Source organism: Aliirhizobium sp. YIM B11859 (genome assembly GCF_057163345.1).
The window spans coordinates 437773-456528 of sequence record NZ_JBXHAY010000002.1; the positions used below are offsets into that span (position 1 = coordinate 437773).

Genomic DNA, 18756 nt, shown 5'->3' on the forward strand with positions numbered 1-18756 from the left:
TCACCGCCCTGCCAGCGTCATGCCCTCGATCGCGATGGTCGGCGAGGCAACGCCATATTTGCGGTCGATATCGTTTGCCGGGGTGATGCGCATGAACATGTCCTTGAGGTTGGACGCGATCGTCACTTCCGAGACAGCATAGGCAAGCTTGCCGTTCTCGATCCAGAAACCGCTTGCACCACGCGAATATTCGCCGGTGATCATGTTGACACCCTGGCCGATCAGTTCGGTCACATAAAGGCCGGTACCAACCGAGGCGATCAGGTCTTCAGGTGAAATGTCGCCGGGTTCGAGCGCGAGATTGGTGGAGGCCGGGCCGACCGAGTTGCCGCCGCGCACGCCGCGGCCGTTGGTGGGAAGGCCCAGTTCACGGCCGGTCGAGGTCGACAGGAACCAGTGTTTCAGCACGCCGTCCTCGATCATCGTCATGCGCTCACCCATCACGCCCTCGCCATCGAAAGGACGCGAGGCAGAGCCGCGCACGATCAGCGGATCGTCGGTAATGTCGAGGCCCGCCTTCAGCACCTGTTGCCCCATGCGGTCGCGCAGGAAGCTGGTCTTTCGCGCAACCGACGCACCATTTATGGCGCCAGCGATGGTGCCGACGAAGCCCCGCGCCATGCGCGGATCGAAGACGACGGTGACGTTGCTTGCCGTCTCGACCTGGCGCGGATTGATGCGGGCGACGGTGCGCTCGCCGGCGCGGCGGCCGATCAGTTCTGCGGCGTCGAGATCGGCTGCATAAAGGCGGCTGTCGAAATCGTAGTCGCGCTCCATCTTCGTGCCCTCGCCGGCAATGGCGCTGACCGAGCGGCCGAAGCGGGAGCCCATATAGGAGCCGGTGAACCCATGCGAGGTGACGAGAACCATGCCGCCCATGCCGGCGGAAGCGCCCGCGCCCAAGGAATTGCTGATGCCGCTGACGGCCAGTGCCGCCTCTTCCGCCGCCAGTGCCGCCTCGCGCAACTCATCGGTCGAGACCTCCGTCGGATCGAAGAGGTCGAGATCGGGATAGGTCTTTGCCAGCCGGTCGGTATCGGCAAGGCAGACATAGGGGTCTTCCGGCGAGACCTTCGCCATGGCGACGGCGCGTTCGGCAAGCGTCTTCATGTCGAAGCCGGGATTGGCGGACACGCTTGCAACCTTCTGGCCGACGAAAACGCGGAGCGCGAAGTCGTCGCTCTCGGACGATTCTGTTCCCTCGACCTTGCCGAGCCGCACCGAGACGGAGCGCGATCGGGAGCGAACCACCACGGCATCCGCCGCATCCGCACCCGCAGCCTTGGCAAGGTCGATCAGTTCGGACGCCCGGGACAAAAGCTGGGCGGAATCAATTTCAGAGCTCATAATTGCAAGCCTTTCGTTCCCGTCCCATTTATTGTGAGCGCTTCGACGCATCAAGTGCGCCACACCTTTTCTTGACTGCCATATCCTTCCTACCTGAAAGTTCTTTCATGACCGCACCCGGCTCGCTGTTCACCGAAATGCTGCTTTTGCTCGCCGGAGCGGTCATCGCCGCGCCGATCTTCAAGCGGCTCGGCCTTGGCACGGTGCTCGGATATCTTGCCGTCGGAGTGATCATCGGGCCGCTTTTGCAACAGATCACCGATACGGAAGAAGTGCTGCATGTGGCCGAATACGGCGTCGTTTTCCTGCTGTTCGTCATCGGCCTGGAACTGAAGCCGTCGCGTCTGTGGCAGATGCGCGGCGACGTGTTCGGGCTCGGGCCGGTGCAGGTGCTCGTCACCGGCTTGGCGCTTGCTGCCCTCGCCTTCGAAACCGGGCTTTCGACATGGCAGGGCAGCCTGATCATCGGTTTCGGGTTGGCGCTGTCGTCCACTGCGTTTGCGCTGCAATTGCTCAACGATGCCGGCGACATCAACAGCCGGTACGGGCAGCGGTCGTTTTCGGTGCTGCTGTTCCAGGATCTGGCGATCGTGCCGCTTCTGGCGCTGATCACCATTCTGGCGCCGGGCACCGAAGAACAGGCGGCAACGCCACTGATGGATTTCGCCACGGCGGTGGCCGCGATCGCGGCGATGGTCGTTGCCGGCAAATATCTGCTCAACCCGATGTTCCAGGTGATCGCCCGCACCGGTGCGCGCGAGGTGATGATCGCAGCCGCCCTGCTGGTCGTGCTCGGCTCGGCGGCAGCGATGCAGGCGGTCGGCCTGTCGATGGCGATGGGCGCCTTTCTGGCGGGCATCATGCTGGCTGAATCCTCCTACCGACATGAGCTTGAGGCCGATATCGAGCCGTTCCGCGGCCTGCTTCTGGCGCTGTTCTTCGTCGCCGTCGGCCTGTCGCTCGAGATCGAGGTGATCCTCGACCACATCCTGTTCATCCTGCCGGCGGTGATCGTCTTCATGGCCGTCAAGGCACTGGTGATCTACGGCCTGTGCCGCCTGTGGGGTTCGCCGCACAATGATGCGATCCAGATCGCCTTCCTTCTGCCGCAGGGCGGCGAGTTCGCCTTCGTATTGTTCACCACCGCGACGGCTGCCGGGCTATTATCCAGCTCGACGGCCTCGCTGCTGATCGCCATCGTGACGATTTCGATGGCGTTGACGCCGCTCGGTGCGACGCTTGCCAAGCGGCTTCTCAAGGGAGAGGCCCGCGAAGAGCTGGAAGAGGATTTCGAAGGTGCGGGCGCCGACGTGCTGATGATCGGATTTTCCCGCTTCGGCCAGATCGCCGCGCAGATCCTGCTTGCCGGCGGCCGCTCCGTCACCGTCATCGACGATTCGGCCGACCGTATCCGCCAGGCGGCGAATTTCGGCTTCCGCATCTATTTCGGCGACGGCACCCGCCGCGACGTGCTGGTCTCGTCCGGCATAGAACGCGCCAAGATCGTCATCGTCTGCACCCAGAAACGGGAAACCACGAACAGGATCGTCGACCTGGTTCTTTCCGAATTCCCCAATATCCGCCTGTTTGCCCGCTCCTACGACCGCATCCATTCGCTGTGGCTGCGGGAAAAAGGCGTTGAATACGAATTGCGCGAAACGCTGGAATCCGGCCTCCTGTTCGGCAGCCGTACGCTTGAGGCGCTGGGCATGAGCGAGGCGGACGCCGAAAAGATCCGCGATGACATCCGCCGCCGCGACGAGGAACGGCTGCAGATCCAGGCGGTCGACGGGATCAGCGCCGGCCGCGACAAGCTGTTTAACAGCCCGGTCAAGCCGGAGCCGCTGATCAAGCCGAAGCGCGTCAATGTCGAGGAAGAAAAGAAGGCAGAAGAAGGCGTGGCCGTCGGCCAGTGGTAGAGCCGGCGGGGATCACTCCCCGCCGACCGCCACTTCCAGCGCGTCGACCGCGCGTTTTAGCTCGTCCTTGACATGTTCGGACTCGTCGAGGATCTCGCCTGCCTTGAGGAAATCGAGTACCCGGAAGCGGTTGACCTGCGGGCGCAGGAAAATATGCGGCGGGTTGAGCTTCAACTTCAGTGCGATCGATGCCTGCATGGTCAACTGGCTTGCGCCGAACAGCGCATCGATACGGGTCGGCGGATGGGTGCCATCACCCTCCGGCGCGCCGACAACATCGACGCCGATCACCACATCGGCAAGATCCAGCAGCTGTTCATAGGGCACCGGATTAAAGACACCGCCGTCGATCATTACCCGGCCGTTGACCCAGACCGGCATGAACAGGCCCGGAATGGCTGCCGACGCGGCAATCGCGTTGCGCAGGTCGCCCTCCTCCAGCACGACTTCCGCCTGGCCGTAATAATCGGTGGCGGAGATCTTCAGCGGGATCTGCAGGTCGGAAAAATCCTGAGGGATATCGGGCGGCAGGAAGGCTTCGAGGATAGGATCAAGGTTGAAATGGCCGAAGCGGAAACCGCCGAGCTTGTCGCGCATGCTTGACGGACCAAGGCTCCAGAGACGGTTGAACAGCGAATTGCGGTTTCCAACAGTGCGCAGCGCGTAGTCGCGAATATCGACGCCACGCATGCCCGACGCCATGCCTGCGCCCATGATCGCACCGATCGACGAGCCCGAAATCGCCACCGGCCGGATGCCAAGTTCATCGAGCGCCTCGATGACGCTGATATGGGAGATGCCGCGGGCACCGCCGCCGCCGAAGGCGACCGCATAACGCAATTGCCCTCCGGGTTTATCGTCATCCAGATCCGGCAGTGAAATGCGGGTGTTCATGACGAGATTTCCTGCTGCGGATCAGCCCGGTTGATAGCGGTAAAATTCGACGCGCGTGTCGCCGAACATGCGGCTTTCCATCGGCTTGAACACCGGATCAACGACGACCGCAGCATCGGCCCGCTCCTCGATGATGGCGAGCGCACCGGGCTTCAGCCAGCCGCCGGCATGAGCCACGGCCAGCGCCTTTTCCGCCAGACCCTTGCCATAGGGCGGGTCGGCGAAAACGAAATCGAACGGCTCGATATTGCCGACGGAACCAAGATCCGTCGCATCACGCCGCAGGATACGAGCCCGGCCATGAAGGCCGAGACTATCGATATTCTCCCAGAGCAGGCCCCTGCCCTCGATGCTGTTTTCGACGAACAGCGCCTGCTTGCAACCACGCGACAAGGCCTCAAGCCCAACCGCGCCGGTGCCGGCAAAAAGATCGATCACCCGCGTTCCGTCCAGCGCCTCCGGATAGACATGGCCGATGATGTTGAACAGGCTTTCACGCGTCCGGTCGATGGTCGGCCGGATATCGTTCGACTTCGGCGTGGCCAGGGCGCGGCCGCGAAATTCTCCCCCAACGATGCGCATGCGTCAGCCCCTGGGGGTCCGTGGCTTGCCACCGGACGGGCGGCCACCAGCCGGACCGCCGCGCGGCTTGCCGCCCGCGCCGCCGGAAGGTTTTCCGCCGAAGGATTTGCCACCGGCCGGCTTGCCGCGTCCGCCCGAAGGCTTGCCGCCAAAGCCGGGCTTGGCGCCTGCAGGCTTGCCACCGAAAGGCCTGTCGCCTCTCGCCGGACGGTCACCGAAGCCGCGTTCGCCGGAAGGGCGCTCGCCGCGCGGTCCATCACCGCGGGGACGTTCGGAGCGTCCCTCGCCGCCTGAAAAGGACCGTGCCGGACGATCACCATCCTGGCGTGGCTTGCGATCGCCGAAAGGACGGTCGCCACGAGGGCTATCTCCACGGGGGCGATCCGAGAAGGGGCGCTCGCCACGAGGACGTTCGGAACGTCCCTCGCCACCGGAGAAGGACCGGGCCGGACGATCACCATCCTGGCGCGGCTTGCGGTCGCCGAAAGGACGGTCGCCACGCGGCTTTTCAGCACGCGGTCCATCGCCACGGGGCCTATCGCGACGGGGGCCATCACCGCGGGGACGGTCACGGAAACCACCTTCACCCCGGCCCTCACTGCGACCTTCCCCACGGGGACGGTCGGAGCGTGCATCTCCGGAAAAGGACTTGCGGGCCGGACGATCGCCGCCGTCGCGCGGCTTGCGGTCGCCGAAAGACTTCTCACCCCGCGGCTTGTCGCCGAAACCGCGTTCGTCGCGATCACGGAAACCACCGCGTGTCGGCGTGTCCGGTCCATCGGCGCGGATCCAGTCGCCATCCTCGTCGGCGGCGCGGTTGATCACGACGCGACGGTCATTTTCCGGCGAGGGCTTCTTGAACAGTTCCTCGGCCTTGGCACGGGCAGAGGAACTGCGTTCCTTGCCGTCGGCGGTTGGCCGGGCGCCGGGCGCCATCCAGACATTGGCCGTGCGGCTGGTGCCCATTGGCGGCCGCTTCTTCGGCTTGTCGTCGTCGAAATCACGACCGGCCGGCTTTGCGCCAAACGCGCCGCGCGGTTTGTCAAAGCTCTTGCGATCGTCGCGCCTGCCATCGGTGCGCTGGCCATCAGGCCGTTTGGTGTCGAGCCGGCCAAGCGCCCGCTCGCGGCGATCCTCACGGTCGCCACCCCGCTCGCCCGTCCAGCCGCCACGCTCGGGCTTGCCCGGACGTTCCGCCTTTTCGGCACGCTGCGGCGTCTCTTCGGCGACTTCGCGTTCGTTGAACAGCGGTGCGTCAAAATTGGCCTTCGATTCATCGATCAGACGCGGCCCGAGCTGGTCGCGCAGCGTGCGGCCACGCACTTCGAGCACTTCGCCTTCCGGCAGGTCGCCCAACTGGAACGGGCCGTAGGAAATGCGGATCAGGCGATTGACCTCGAGGCCGAGCGCGCCGAGCACGTTCTTGATCTCGCGGTTCTTGCCTTCGCGCAGACCCATGGTCAGCCAGACGTTGCGGCCCTGGCTGCGGTCGAGCGTCGCTTCGATCGAACCATAGAGAACGCCGTCGACGGCAATGCCGTCCTTCAGCTTGTCGAGCGCTTCCTGATCAACCTCGCCATGGGCGCGGACGCGGTAGCGGCGCAGCCAACCGGTGGTCGGCAATTCGAGCGTGCGCGACAGGCCGCCGTCATTGGTCAGCAGCAGCAGGCCTTCGGTATTGATGTCGAGACGGCCGATCGAAAGAACCCGCGGCAGGCCTTCCGGCAGATTGTCGAATACGGTCGGGCGACCTTCCGGATCGGAATTGGTCGTCACCAGGCCACCGGGCTTGTGATAAAGCCACAAACGGGTGCGTTCGATGCCGCGGATCGGCACGCCATCGACTTCGAGCTTGTCTTCCAGCGTGACGTTGATGACCGGCGTGTCGAGCGGCTTGCCGTTCAGCGTGACGCGGCCGTCGAGGATCATCCGCTCGACATCGCGGCGCGAGGCCACGCCGACGCGGGCGAGAAGCTTGGAGACGCGCTCGGGCTTGCCTTCGGCAACCGTCGGGTTTGCTTCGGTCGCAAACTCTTCCCGCTTGGCGGATCTGACCTGCCTCTTCGGAGCGCTGTCATCCTTGGCGCGCGTCTTGGCGGCGGCAGACGGTTTTGCACCCGATTTGGAAGCAGGTTTGCCTTCCGCTCTGGGCTTGGTTTCGCGAACGAAGGGCTTTGCTCCGCCGCGCTTCGGCTTGTCTTTTGAATTCATTTGTTGTTTGCCTGAAGCATGATGTCTACGGAAGATCCGGACATCCTTGTTCGTGTTGGTTTGACGTTATCACGCGCAAAGCGCGCTTCGTGTTGCATGCTTCCTACCAGTTCGTGCGATCCGGGTTAAGAGGAAATCGCCCAAATGACTAACAGGGTCGGGTTCATGGATGCTGCCTTGACGGAAGCCAGGAATGCCGCGGCACGCGGAGAGGTTCCGGTCGGCGCCGTGCTGGTCGTCGACGGCCAGATCGTCGCCCGCTCCGGCAACCGCACCCGTGCCGAAAACGACGTGACGGCACATGCCGAAATCGCCGTCATCCGCGAGGCTGCGGAAAAGCTCGGAACCGAGCGTCTCGATAATGCCGATCTCTATGTGACGCTTGAACCCTGCACCATGTGCGCCGCCGCGATATCCTTTGCCCGCATCCGCAGGCTCTATTACGGTGCGAACGATCCGAAGGGCGGCGCGGTGGAAAGCGGCGTACGATTCTTTTCCCAGCCAACCTGCCATCACGCGCCGGAGGTTTATTCCGGTATAGCCGAAAGGCCGGCGGCAGACCTGCTCATCGGCTTCTTTCGCTCGAAGCGGGAAAACTAGGAACTCCTGTTCGACCGGAAGCGCTTACTGGAAAGGCTTCCACCAGGCTGAGCCGGTCGAAGAGGCGGCTTCCGCTTCCTTCTTGCGGCGTGCCTCCTTCTTGCTCTCGGGCTCGCCGAGATCGGCAAGCGTGCCGGCGTCGGCCGAGCGGTAGGCTGCCGGCGGGTCGGACAGCGAACGGCGGCGGGCCGTCACGTCGGTGGTCTCGGCATTGGCCTTGGCCGCGCGGAAGGCTTCCCACTTTTCGGTTTCGGTCATCTGACCGGCCTGGCCGTTACCGGCCAGGAGGGGCGAGCGGTAATTCTGGTTCAGCCTGTTGTCTTCGGCTTCCTTACGCAGGCGCGCACGGGTTTCTTCCGGCGATTCGACCCAGTTCGGATTGTTTTCGCGGTTCGCCAGCGACTGTTCGGGAGCCGGCAATGCAGCGCCGTTTTCGTCCTGCCTTGCAACGACCAGGGTCGGACGTGGATTATAACGAATCTTCGCCTTATCCTCGTCCTTGCCGCCGCCGATCGCAACCGCCGCGCCAAGATCATCGCCAAGCTGCACCATGGCAGGCTTGTCGGTGCCGTAAGTCGGGCCCATGCAGCCGGAAAGGGCTACTGTCACCGCCAGAATACCGGCCGTACCGAAGGCCAGACGCAAGGTTTTTGTCGTTTCCATCAAACCCCTACCACAGACGCCCGCCTCGACGCCTCATAGATTATTTCCATCGACCTGACGGATAAATCCGGCCAATTTCAGGCAGGAATACCGGATGAAGCATAGAAGCGCAATCATCCGGTAACCCTGATGAGCATCAGAGCCGGCCGAGCTTGGCCAGTTCCGTCAGTGCGACCGCATCGCGGGCCGAGACGTCCGGCCATGCGGGATCAGAGCCGACATCGGTCGTCACCCGCCAGGAACGGGCGCATTTGACGCCTTCTGCCGGCTTCGGATCGACAGAAACGCCCGGCACGTCCGACAGACGGAAAGCCGTTTCCGACCCCTCACCCGCCGTGATCGTGATGGCGGAGGTGATGCAGGTCTCCTCGAATTCGAGACCTTCCAGCGCCTTCAACAATTCGGCATCGGCAACGTAAACGACGGGAGCCGCCTCCAGCGAAGAGCCGATACGCTTGTCCTTGCGCTCGATTTCGAGAGCGCCGGTAACAACCGAACGGACCTTGCGGATCTTTGCCCACTTTTCGGCAACCGCATCGTTCTGCCATTCGGCCGGCACCTGCGGGAACTGTTCCAGATGAACCGAAACCGCATCCGGCTTCAACGACAGCCATGCCTCTTCGGTGGTGAAGGGCAGCATCGGCGCAAGCCAGGTAACCGTCGCTTCGAAGATCTTGCGGATGACGGCAAGCGACGCACGGCGGCGCGGGCTCGACGGTGCGTCGCAATACAGCGCATCCTTGCGGATGTCGAAATAGAAGGCCGACAACTCGATATTGCAAAAATCGATCAGTGCGCGGGCGATCTTCTTGAATTCGAACGCGTCATACCCCTCGCGCACGATCTTATCGAGCTCGTAGAGGCGATGCAGCATCAGCTTTTCGAGTTCGGGAAGCTCGGAGTAAGCGATCTCCTCGCCTTCGTCATGGGCGAGCGTGCCGAGCATCCAGCGGATGGTGTTGCGGAGCTTGCGATAGGCGTCAACGTTGGTCTGGATGATCGTCTTGCCAAGACGCTGGTCTTCCCAGTAGTCGGTGGTCATGACCCAGAGACGCAGGATATCGGCGCCGGCATCCTTCATCACGTCCTGGGGCGAGACGACATTGCCAAGCGACTTCGACATTTTCTGGCCCTTTTCATCCATGGTGAAACCATGGGTGACGACCGTGTCATAAGGCGCGCGGCCGCGGGTGGCAGCCGATTCCAGAAGCGACGAATGGAACCAGCCACGATGCTGGTCGGAGCCTTCGAGATAGACATCGGCCGGCCATTTCAGGTCCGGGCGATCTTCCAGTGTGAAGGTGTGGGTGGAGCCACTGTCAAACCAGACATCGAGAATGTCCATGACCTGGGTCCACTTGGCCGCATCGTGGCCATTGCCGAGGAACCGTTCCTTGGCGCCTTCGGCGAACCAGGCATCGGCACCTTCGGCATCGAAGGCTTCGAGAATGCGGGTGTTGACCTCTTCGTCCTGCAGGACATTGCCCTCGTCATCGGCAAAAACGCAGATCGGGACACCCCAGGCACGCTGGCGCGACAGAACCCAGTCCGGGCGCTGTTCGATCATGGCGCGCAGGCGGTTCTGGCCGCCGGCCGGGACGAAGCGGGTATCATCGATCGCAGACAGCGCGCGGGTGCGCAGCGTCGTGCCGTCGGCAAGGTCCTTGTCCATATAGACAAACCATTGCGGCGTGTTGCGGAAGATGATCGGCTTCTTGGAGCGCCAGGAATGCGGATAGGAATGCTTCAGCCGGCCACGGGCAAACAGCGCGTTGCGCTCGATCAGCGCCTTGATGACGCGATCGTTGGCATCGCCCTTCTTGCCGTTGTCGTCCATGACGCGGGCACCGTCGAAACCGGGGGCGTCGGCGGTGTAGGTGCCACTGTCATCGACCGGGAACGGGATACGGGTATCGATACCGCGGGCTTCGAGTTCCTTGACGGACGACATCCAGGCCTCGAAGTCCTCGCGGCCGTGGGAGGGAGCGGTATGGACGAAACCGGTACCGGCGTCATCGGTGACGTGATCGCCGGAGAGAAGCGGCACGGCGAAATCGTAGCCGAGATCCTTGAGAGGGTGAGCCGTGGTGATGGCCCCGAGTTCATCGGCGGAGACATCGCGCAAGCGCTTGAAGGTGAGTTTCGCCTTGACGGCGGACTCTTCCGACAGGCCATCGGCGAAGATCAGCTTTTCACCCGGACGCGGGCCGAAATCGTTTTCGGCGGTCAGGACTTCGTAGAGACCGTAAGCGACCTTCGGCGAATAGGCGATGGCGCGGTTGCCGGGGATGGTCCAGGGGGTAGTGGTCCAGATGACGACATGGGCATCCGCCAGTTCGCCAGCACCGCCGACAACCGGGAACTTCACCCAGATCGTGTCGCTCTCGTAGTCGTGGTATTCGACCTCAGCTTCCGCCAGCGCCGTGCGCTCGACGACCGACCACATGATCGGCTTGGAGCCGCGATAAAGCTGGCCGCTCATGGCGATTTTCAGCAATTCGCCGGCGATGCGGCTTTCGGCGTGAAAATTCATCGTCAGATACGGGTTGTCGAAATCGCCGACGATGCCGAGGCGCTTGAACTCGTCGCCCTGAATCTTGATCCATTTTTCGGCATAGGCGCGGCATTCCTTGCGGAATTCGATCATCGCGTCCGGCTGTTTCAGGTCGGGCTTGGCCTTGCCCTTGGCACGGTAGTTCTCTTCCTCGATCTTCCACTCGATGGGCAGGCCGTGGCAGTCCCAGCCCGGAACGTAATTCGAGTCATAGCCGCGCATCTGGAACGAACGGGTGATGACGTCTTTCAGGATCTTGTTCAGCGCGTGGCCGATATGGATGTTGCCATTGGCATAGGGAGGGCCGTCGTGCAGGACGAATTTCTCGCGGCCGGCGGCGGAAGCGCGCAGCTTCTTGTAGAGGTCCATCTCGCGCCAGCGGGCAACGGTTTCCGGCTCCTTCTGCGGCAGGCCTGCGCGCATCGGGAATTCGGTTTCAGGCAGATAGAGGGTTTTCGAGTAATCGAGCTTTTCGCCCGTTTCAGTCACTGTATCGGTCATGTTGGGCAATCGTTTCTGGCGCCATTCAGCGGCGCGATGCGGATGAGGAATTCGGTGGCGGAGGCGCTGTTTATTGCAAGCGCCGAAATCCCGGACCTTCCCGCAGCTTGATCAAGCAGCGCGGAAAGCCGGGCCGATAATTCGTATGATCATCGTGTCGATGACCTTAGCCGAGATCTGGGCCGACCAAAAATCTGTCATGGTGGCGGTTATTAAGGCGTTTCGACACGGAAAGGAAGGGGGAAATCGGATCCGCGGGACGACATGATTGCCTGATCGCCGCGACCTCGTATATTCTCCCGTCGACTGCAGCAAGACAGGTCTGGGTCATGGCTATGAAAAGAACGTTCTTCGTAAAAGCCGTCTGGGATGCGGAGGCCAAGGTCTTTTATTCCGAGAGCGACATCGATGGTCTGCATATCGAGGCCCCCACGGTGGATGCGTTCGAAGATGTCATGTTTGACGCGGCCATCGACCTGATCGTCGCCAACCATATTTCGGCAACCGACCTCGCGGACACACCGATCAGGGATCTTATTCCCGCGATTTTATGGGAAAGGCCCGCCAACATACCGGCTGCCGCCTGATGGTCGACGGTTTCTACAAAGCCGTTCGCGCGATCATTTCGGAACTTGGCTACGAATATCTGACGAATGCAAAAGGCTCGCACGAAAAATGGCGCTCTCGTGAAACGGGAAAAATCATATTGCTTCCGCGCCATCTTTTAAGCCGCCACACTGCCAATGCCGTCCTGAAAGATGCGGGTTCGGCGAAGCGCCTCTGAAAAGAAGCCCTCGCCTCAATCCTTCGGATTGTTCACCATCACCGCGCGCAGCGCGTCGTTGATGCGGTCCTGCCAGCCAGGACCGTCTTCTTGAAAATATTCGATCACGGCGCTGTCGAGCTTGATCGAAACCAGCTCCTTCGCCTGCGGCACAGTACGCTTCTCGACCGGGGCGGCCGCCTGCTTCTTGGCGGGCTTGAACAGTGCTTCGGCCGCTTCCATCGGGTTGACGGGCCTGCGTGGGGTGGTTGCCATGCGCCTATCCTTGCCTGTCTGTGTTGAAGGAGAATGCGATTTTTGCGTCCAGTTCACCGATCGGGGTAACGCCGGCCAAAAGCGCCCGCGCCTCTTCCTCGTCGCGCCTGATCTGCGCCACGAGCGGGTCCAGTCCGTCGAATTTCAGCTCGTCGCGCAGATGGCCGAAGAAAGAGACCGAGCAGATCTCGCCGTAAAGCGAGCCGGAGAAATCGAACAGATAGGTTTCGAGCAGCGGTGCACCATTGTCGGTCACCGTCGGGCGGCGGCCGTAGCTTGCGACGCCATCATGAAGCGTGCCGTCCGGGCGGCGGAAGCGCACGGCATAGATGCCGGGCTTGAGTTCCGTTTCGGGAGCAAGCCGCATATTGGCTGTCGGGAAACCGAGCTGGCGGCCGAGCTTTTCGCCGCCGATCACCTCGGCTTCCACCGTATACCGATAACCGAGCAGGCCGGCCGCGTGGCTGACATCACCATGCGAGAGGAGCGCGCGGATGCGGCTCGACGAGATCACTTCGGCATTTTCGTCGCGGAAGGCATCAACAAGCGACACCGAAAAACCATGCCGTTCGCCCGCCTCCATCAAAAAGGCCGGACCGCCTTCGCGGCCCTTGCCGAAATGGAAATCGAAGCCGGTGACAACGGCACTCGCACCCAGCCAGTCGCCCAGGATCGAGGAGACGAATTCTTCCGCCGAGCGGCCGGCAAACGCACGGTCGAACGGGTATTCGATCACCGAGCGAAACCCCATCGCCTCCAAAAGCCTTGCCTTCAAGGGCGCCGGCGTCAGCCGGAAAACCGGCTGGTCGGGCCTGAAGACGGAGCGCGGATGCGGTTCGAAGGTCAGGACAAGGGCCGGCACACCGCGTTCCTGCGCCAGTTCAAGCGCCCGCTCCAGCACGCTGCGATGGCCGCGATGGACACCGTCGAAATTGCCGATCGCGACCACGCCACCCTTGAGTTCCGCGGGCAGCGGGTCCTTCTTTTCGTTGCGGTGGAATACGGTCATTCCAGTGAATTCCAACTAGGCCAGGTCGTTCATGCGATGTGGGTCAAGAGACAAGGCTCACGCCAATCTGGGCATCCAGAATTTCGGCGCCGCGTTTTCAGCCTTCAGCCAGGCCTTGAGGATCGCCTCGTCGGTCTCGCCGTTGACGGTATATTCCGCGACATGGATGCCACCTGCGATATAGAGCAGATCGAGGCCTTGCGACAGCGCGCCGCGGACATCGGTCGGCATGCCGTCGCCGATGGCAAGAACCTTCGCCTTGTCGAAATCGCCGCGTGCCTCGCGGGCAGCAGCAAGCGAGGCGACGTAGATCGGCGCATGCGGCTTGCCGGCAACCCGGCTTTCGCCGCCGAGCTGTTCGTAATAGGCGGCAACGGCGCCGGCGCAGGGGATCATCTTGTGGCCACGCTCGACGACCAGATCCGGATTGGCGCAGATAAACGGAATGTCGCGCTTAACCCAGGTCTTCAGCATGTCGGTATAGTCTTCCGGCACTTCCTTCTCGTCGTCGAAAAAGCCGGTGCAGACAACGGCGTCGGCCTCGTCGGCGGACGTGACGGTGACGTCGAGACCGTCGAGCAGGTTCAGGTCACGTTCGGGGCCGAGCAGGAACACCTTGTTCGGACCGTCGGCGATCAGCTTGCGGGTGACATCGCCGGAGGTGACGATCCGGTCATAGGTGCCGTCGGGCACGTTCAGCCCGCGCATCTGCTCAATGACATCGGCCGAGCGGCGCGGCGAATTGGTGATAAGCACCACGGTCGCACCAGCCTCACGGGCGCCGGCCAGCGCCTCGCAGGACTGCGGAAAGGCGGCAACGCCATTGTGGACCACACCCCAGACATCGGACAGGACCACGTCGTAGCCACCGATCACCTCGTTCACGTTCTGGATGCGCTGTACCATTATCGTCGATCACCTTTGCAGAAAACTGAGGCTGATGTCGCAAAGCATGGCCGACATGGCAAGGAGATTTGCGTGCGGTGCGGGATATTTCATGTCGCCGTTACATGAGGGCAGCCAAGCGGATCGCAAGGCCTAAGGCCGCGCAGAGACCGAGAACGGCAACCATGCCGAGCTTCATCCCGAAGAGCAGGAAAGCCGAACCGAAGAAGAGAAACAGCGCCACCGGATCAAGGCTCGACCAGACCGGCAGCGCCAGATCGAGGCCGATCGACGGCATGAGCGCGACCCGCCCGACCTCACGAAACAGAACATGCAGGCCGAACCAGATGGCAAGATTGAGGATGACGCCGACCACCGCCGCAGTGATCGCCGACAGCGCGCCGGAGAGCGTGCGGTTGCCGCGCAGCCGCTCGATATAGGGAGCGCCGGCAAAAATGAAGATGAAGCTCGGAACGAAGGTCGCCCAGGCGACGAGAAACGCGCCGAGCATGCCGCCCATCACGCTGCCGAGCGGGCTTGAGGCTTCGCGAAAACCGGTGAGGAAACCGACGAAGGACAGAACCAGCACAAGCGGGCCGGGCGTCGTTTCGGCCAGCGCCAGCCCGTCCAGCATTTCGCCGGGTTTCAGCCAGCCATATTGCTCGACGCCGACCTGCGCCACATAGGCCAGCACCGCATAGGCACCACCGAAGGTAACCAGCGCCATCTTCGAAAAAAAGGAAAACAGGCCGGCAAGCCCCGCCGGTGCCGAGACGGCCCAGAGCACGAACAGCGGCATTTGCCAGACGAGGAGCCAGCCGATCAGCATGGTTATCGCCCGGCCCGCCGAGGGTGGCGAGGCGATACCGGACAGATCAACTGCGGCCGGTGGAGCGCTGATGCGTCTTGCGCGGAGAAAACCCGCCAGCGCTGCCGTGAGAACAACAAGCGGAAACGGTACTGCGAAAAAGAACAATGCGATGAAGGCGGCGGCTGCGACCAGACAGAGAAAACCGGTCTTCAGCGTCTTTTTGCCGAGCCGGATCACCGCCTCGACGACGATCGCCAGCACTGCCGCCTTCAAGCCGAAGAACAGGCCTGCGAGCCATGCTGTGTCCTGATAGAGTACATAGGCCACCGACAGGATGGTGATGACGAAAAGGCCCGGCAGAACGAACAGCAGGCCGGAAATGATGCCGCCGCGGGTGCCGTGGGTGAGCCAGCCGATATAGGTGGCAAGCTGCTGCGCCTCGGGGCCGGGCAGAAGCATGCAATAATTCAGCGCATGGAGAAACCGCTCTTCAGAGAGCCAGCGTTTTTCCTCGACCACGACGCGATGCATCATGGCAATCTGGGCTGCCGGCCCGCCGAAACCCAAAGCCCCTATGCGGGCGAAGACGGAGGTGAGTTCGGCGAGTGTCGGGCTTGGTGAAGTGAGTTCAGCCGGGGAAGTCTCCTTAAAAGTCTTCAAGATCAATGTCATCGCCCTCTGCTGCAATGCGCTGCAGGGCGCGCATCAAGCTTCCCGTTTCGAAAACTTCGGCCGTCGAAGCGTCCCACCATCTCTCGTCGGCGATGGTCTCCACGATCCTCCAGCAGATCTCCTGCAACGGCATGTCATCGAGTTTAGAAGGAGTTTCGGGAAGCCAATTCTGACGCGGCCGCGGGTTGGCCCTCATGAAGGCCAGCCATTCAGCACATCCACGAGGGACCGCCGAAACCAGTTCGCCGATATCATCATGCACCGGATGATATCGTTCTTCGTCCTCGTGATAGAACTCCTGCGGGCTGAGATCGGCCAGGATTTCGAGCAACGACGCGGCTTTCTGACGCCAGTGCCAATTTACTGTCTTATTCATGGGCTAATCGAAATTTCGCTGCTGTTCTTGACTCGACATCGAGGCACCCTTATCTCGGGCTCCGTTAGCACTCTGAAGAGAGGAGTGCTAAACGAGATCCGCGGGTCTTATCCAAGACCTGTCCATGTCATTTGATCGAGGGATTAGACAATGGCAAGCACAACTTTCCGCCCCCTGCACGATCGCGTTGTCGTTAAGCGCGTCGAGTCCGAAGAAAAGACCAAGGGCGGCATCATCATTCCTGACACCGCCAAGGAAAAGCCGGCTGAAGGCGAAATCATCGCTGTCGGCTCCGGCGTTCGCGACGACAAGGGTGCAATCGTTGCTCTCGACGTCAAGGTCGGCGACCGCGTTCTGTTCGGCAAGTGGTCGGGCACCGAAGTGAAGCTCGACGGCGTAGACCTTCTGATCATGAAGGAATCCGACATCATGGGCGTTATCGGCTGATTGCCGGTTACGCCTTTTTCGTAATTCGCTGACACCTCTATTCAGGAGCTCTCAAAATGGCAGCTAAAGAAGTAAAGTTCGGCCGCTCTGCGCGCGAAAAGATGCTGCGCGGCGTCGACATCCTCGCTGACGCAGTGCAGGTTACCCTCGGCCCGAAGGGTCGTAACGTCGTTATCGACAAGTCCTTCGGCGCTCCGCGCATCACCAAGGACGGTGTATCGGTCGCCAAGGAAATCGAACTGGAAGACAAGTTCGAAAACATGGGCGCCCAGATGGTCCGCGAAGTTGCTTCGAAGACCAACGACATCGCCGGCGACGGCACCACGACGGCTACCGTTCTTGCCCGCGCGATCGTTCGCGAAGGTGCAAAGGCCGTTGCTGCCGGCATGAACCCGATGGACCTGAAGCGCGGCGTCGATCTCGCTGTTGCAGAAGTCGTCAAGGACCTGCAGGCGAAGGCCAAGAAGATCTCCACCTCGGCTGAAGTTGCCCAGGTCGGCACGATCTCCGCCAACGGCGACAAGCAGGTTGGTGCAGACATTGCCGAAGCCATGCAGAAGGTCGGCAACGAAGGCGTCATCACCGTCGAAGAAGCCAAGACCGCTGAAACCGAACTCGAAGTCGTCGAAGGCATGCAGTTCGACCGCGGCTACCTGTCGCCTTACTTCGTGACCAACCCGGAAAAGATGATCGCCGATCTCGACGACGCTTACATTCTCCTTCACGAGAAGAAGCTGTCGAACCTGCAGGCGATGCTTCCGGTTCTGGAAGCCGTCGTTCAGACCGGCAAGCCGCTCGTCATCATCGCTGAAGACGTCGAAGGCGAAGCGCTTGCTACGCTCGTCGTCAACAAGCTGCGTGGCGGCCTGAAGATCGCTGCCGTCAAGGCTCCGGGCTTCGGCGATCGCCGCAAGGCCATGCTGGAAGACATCGCCATCCTCACGGGCGGCACCGTCATTTCCGAAGACCTCGGCATCAAGCTCGAAAACGTCACGCTCGACATGCTCGGCCGTTCCAAGAAGGTTTCGATCTCCAAGGAAAACACCACCATCGTTGATGGTGCTGGCCAGAAGTCGGACATCGAAGGCCGCGTAGCCCAGATCAAGGCGCAGATCGAAGAAACCACTTCGGACTACGACCGCGAAAAGCTGCAGGAACGTCTTGCCAAGCTCGCTGGCGGCGTTGCCGTCATCCGCGTCGGCGGCTCGACCGAAATCGAAGTCAAGGAACGCAAGGACCGCATCGACGACGCTCTGAACGCAACCCGCGCGGCCGTTCAGGAAGGCATCGTACCGGGCGGCGGCGTAGCCCTGCTTCGTTCGGCTTCCAAGATCACCGTCAAGGGCGAGAACGACGACCAGGAAGCTGGCGTCAACATCGTTCGCCGCGCTCTGCAGTCGCTGGTTCGCCAGATCGCCGAGAACGCCGGTGACGAAGCTTCGATCGTGGTCGGCAAGATCCTCGAAAAGAACGAAGACAACTACGGCTACAACGCCCAGACGTCTGAATATGGCGACATGATCGCCATGGGCATCGTCGACCCGGTCAAGGTTGTTCGCACGGCTCTGCAGAACGCAGCTTCGGTTGCTTCGCTGCTGATCACCACCGAAGCCATGATCGCCGAACTTCCGAAGAAGGAATCGGCTGGCGGCGGCATGCCTGGCGGCATGGGCGGCATGGGCGGCATGGACATGATGTAAGACCTTCGGGTCTTATATCTGAGCCATCCGGTTCAGAACACGGAAAGGGCGGTCGTAAGGCCGCCCTTTTTGCATATCGGGACTGTTGCGCCCCGGCACACGATAGGTGACAAGCCGAAAAACGTGCTAAGCGGCAGCCAAATCATGACAACAGGAGTTCAAGAGTGAGCGAACCGACCGTAGCCGATGCGACAGACCGCATTTATCAATCGCTGAAGGCAGACAATGCCGACATCGACCTGCATATCGCAACACTCAAGGCGGCGTTGACGCGGGAAGGTTTGAAAGAGGCGGTATTCGATCCTGCAAGGCTCGAGCAGAACAACCGCTCCGGCAGGAAGCTGATGCAGGCCTATTTCCGGCAGCGTGGCGTGACTGTCAAATTCTCGGCCTCGTAAGGCCTTTCGGTGATGTCAGGCAGCGCGGCCTCAATCGAGCCTGACACCACGGCTTGACGTTCGCAGACGAACTCACGCGACACATTCGATCCGGATACGACGCTGCCGACGCAACCTGTCAGCTTTCGGCCGGTTTATGCGGATTTCC

18 protein-coding genes are annotated in these 18756 nt (G+C 61.7%); 7 read left to right on the forward strand and 11 right to left on the reverse strand.

Annotated features, from left to right (window positions below):
• On the reverse strand, positions 1-1347 hold the full coding sequence (locus AC2GXZ_RS08405) for a TldD/PmbA family protein (protein WP_483758700.1): 1347 nt from the start codon (positions 1345-1347) through the stop codon (positions 1-3).
• Between the two features lie 107 nt (positions 1348-1454).
• Here AC2GXZ_RS08405 and AC2GXZ_RS08410 point away from each other — a divergent pair, with 107 nt between their 5' ends.
• Positions 1455-3266, forward strand: coding sequence for a monovalent cation:proton antiporter-2 (CPA2) family protein (locus AC2GXZ_RS08410; RefSeq protein WP_483758701.1), 1812 nt, complete (start codon positions 1455-1457; stop codon positions 3264-3266).
• Positions 3267-3278: 12 nt separating this feature from the next.
• Here AC2GXZ_RS08410 and AC2GXZ_RS08415 read toward each other — a convergent pair whose 3' ends face one another.
• The 3 genes from AC2GXZ_RS08415 to AC2GXZ_RS08425 are packed head-to-tail and all read right to left on the reverse strand — an operon-like array spanning position 3279 to position 6953.
• A complete protein-coding gene (locus AC2GXZ_RS08415; protein WP_483758702.1) occupies positions 3279-4160 on the reverse strand; it encodes a patatin-like phospholipase family protein in 882 nt (293 codons plus the stop codon).
• A 21-nt stretch (positions 4161-4181) separates the two neighbouring features.
• Positions 4182-4742 (reverse strand): 16S rRNA (guanine(966)-N(2))-methyltransferase RsmD, encoded by a 561-nt coding sequence (gene rsmD / locus AC2GXZ_RS08420; RefSeq protein ID WP_483758703.1) that lies wholly within the window; start codon positions 4740-4742, stop codon positions 4182-4184.
• 3 nt (positions 4743-4745) lie between these two features.
• Positions 4746-6953, reverse strand: a complete 2208-nt coding sequence (locus tag AC2GXZ_RS08425; protein WP_483758704.1) for a pseudouridine synthase — start codon at positions 6951-6953, stop codon at positions 4746-4748.
• Positions 6954-7097: 144 nt separating this feature from the next.
• Between AC2GXZ_RS08425 and AC2GXZ_RS08430 the strand changes: the two genes are divergently transcribed.
• Entirely contained in the window at positions 7098-7553 is a 456-nt protein-coding gene (locus tag AC2GXZ_RS08430) for a nucleoside deaminase (RefSeq protein WP_483758705.1), read from the forward strand.
• Positions 7554-7577: 24 nt separating this feature from the next.
• On the opposite strand, the gene AC2GXZ_RS08435 is transcribed toward AC2GXZ_RS08430, so the two are convergent.
• Together AC2GXZ_RS08435 and ileS are read right to left on the reverse strand one after the other, a co-directional pair.
• On the reverse strand, positions 7578-8216 hold the full coding sequence (locus AC2GXZ_RS08435; protein ID WP_483758706.1) for a hypothetical protein: 639 nt from the start codon (positions 8214-8216) through the stop codon (positions 7578-7580).
• A gap of 136 nt (positions 8217-8352) precedes the next feature.
• Complete coding sequence (ileS, locus tag AC2GXZ_RS08440; RefSeq protein WP_483759384.1) at positions 8353-11259, reverse strand: isoleucine--tRNA ligase; 2907 nt, start codon at positions 11257-11259, stop codon at positions 8353-8355.
• 341 nt (positions 11260-11600) lie between these two features.
• On the opposite strand from ileS, the gene AC2GXZ_RS08445 reads away from it, so the two are divergent.
• Entirely contained in the window at positions 11601-11858 is a 258-nt protein-coding gene (locus AC2GXZ_RS08445; protein WP_483758707.1) for a DUF1902 domain-containing protein, read from the forward strand.
• Positions 11858-12055, forward strand: coding sequence for a type II toxin-antitoxin system HicA family toxin (locus AC2GXZ_RS08450; RefSeq protein WP_483758708.1), 198 nt, complete (start codon positions 11858-11860; stop codon positions 12053-12055). The genes AC2GXZ_RS08445 and AC2GXZ_RS08450 overlap by 1 nt, the downstream gene beginning before the upstream one ends.
• A 15-nt stretch (positions 12056-12070) precedes the next feature.
• Here the strand turns inward: AC2GXZ_RS08450 and AC2GXZ_RS08455 are convergent, their stop codons facing one another.
• From AC2GXZ_RS08455 to AC2GXZ_RS08475, 5 genes are all read right to left on the reverse strand, one after another.
• Positions 12071-12310 carry a BrnA antitoxin family protein gene (locus AC2GXZ_RS08455; RefSeq protein ID WP_483758709.1) on the reverse strand — a complete coding sequence of 80 codons (240 nt, stop codon included), beginning with the start codon at positions 12308-12310 and terminating at the stop codon, positions 12071-12073.
• Between the two features lie 4 nt (positions 12311-12314).
• On the reverse strand, positions 12315-13319 hold the full coding sequence (locus AC2GXZ_RS08460) for a bifunctional riboflavin kinase/FAD synthetase (RefSeq protein WP_483758710.1): 1005 nt from the start codon (positions 13317-13319) through the stop codon (positions 12315-12317).
• Positions 13320-13376: 57 nt separating this feature from the next.
• Entirely contained in the window at positions 13377-14225 is an 849-nt protein-coding gene (locus AC2GXZ_RS08465; RefSeq protein ID WP_483758711.1) for a TIGR01459 family HAD-type hydrolase, read from the reverse strand.
• A 100-nt stretch (positions 14226-14325) separates the two neighbouring features.
• Positions 14326-15687 (reverse strand): chromate efflux transporter, encoded by a 1362-nt coding sequence (gene chrA, locus AC2GXZ_RS08470; RefSeq protein WP_483758712.1) that lies wholly within the window; start codon positions 15685-15687, stop codon positions 14326-14328.
• A complete protein-coding gene (locus AC2GXZ_RS08475; RefSeq protein ID WP_483758713.1) occupies positions 15662-16063 on the reverse strand; it encodes a hypothetical protein in 402 nt (133 codons plus the stop codon). The genes chrA and AC2GXZ_RS08475 overlap by 26 nt, the downstream gene beginning before the upstream one ends.
• A 150-nt stretch (positions 16064-16213) precedes the next feature.
• Here AC2GXZ_RS08475 and groES point away from each other — a divergent pair, with 150 nt between their 5' ends.
• The 3 genes from groES (at position 16214) to AC2GXZ_RS08490 (ending at position 18608) form a co-directional block, all read left to right on the forward strand.
• Entirely contained in the window at positions 16214-16510 is a 297-nt protein-coding gene (gene groES / locus AC2GXZ_RS08480) for a co-chaperone GroES (RefSeq protein WP_483758714.1), read from the forward strand.
• A gap of 56 nt (positions 16511-16566) precedes the next feature.
• A complete protein-coding gene (groL, locus tag AC2GXZ_RS08485; RefSeq protein ID WP_483758715.1) occupies positions 16567-18210 on the forward strand; it encodes a chaperonin GroEL in 1644 nt (547 codons plus the stop codon).
• A 164-nt stretch (positions 18211-18374) separates the two neighbouring features.
• Entirely contained in the window at positions 18375-18608 is a 234-nt protein-coding gene (locus tag AC2GXZ_RS08490; RefSeq protein ID WP_483758716.1) for a hypothetical protein, read from the forward strand.
• Positions 18609-18756 lie beyond the last annotated feature (148 nt).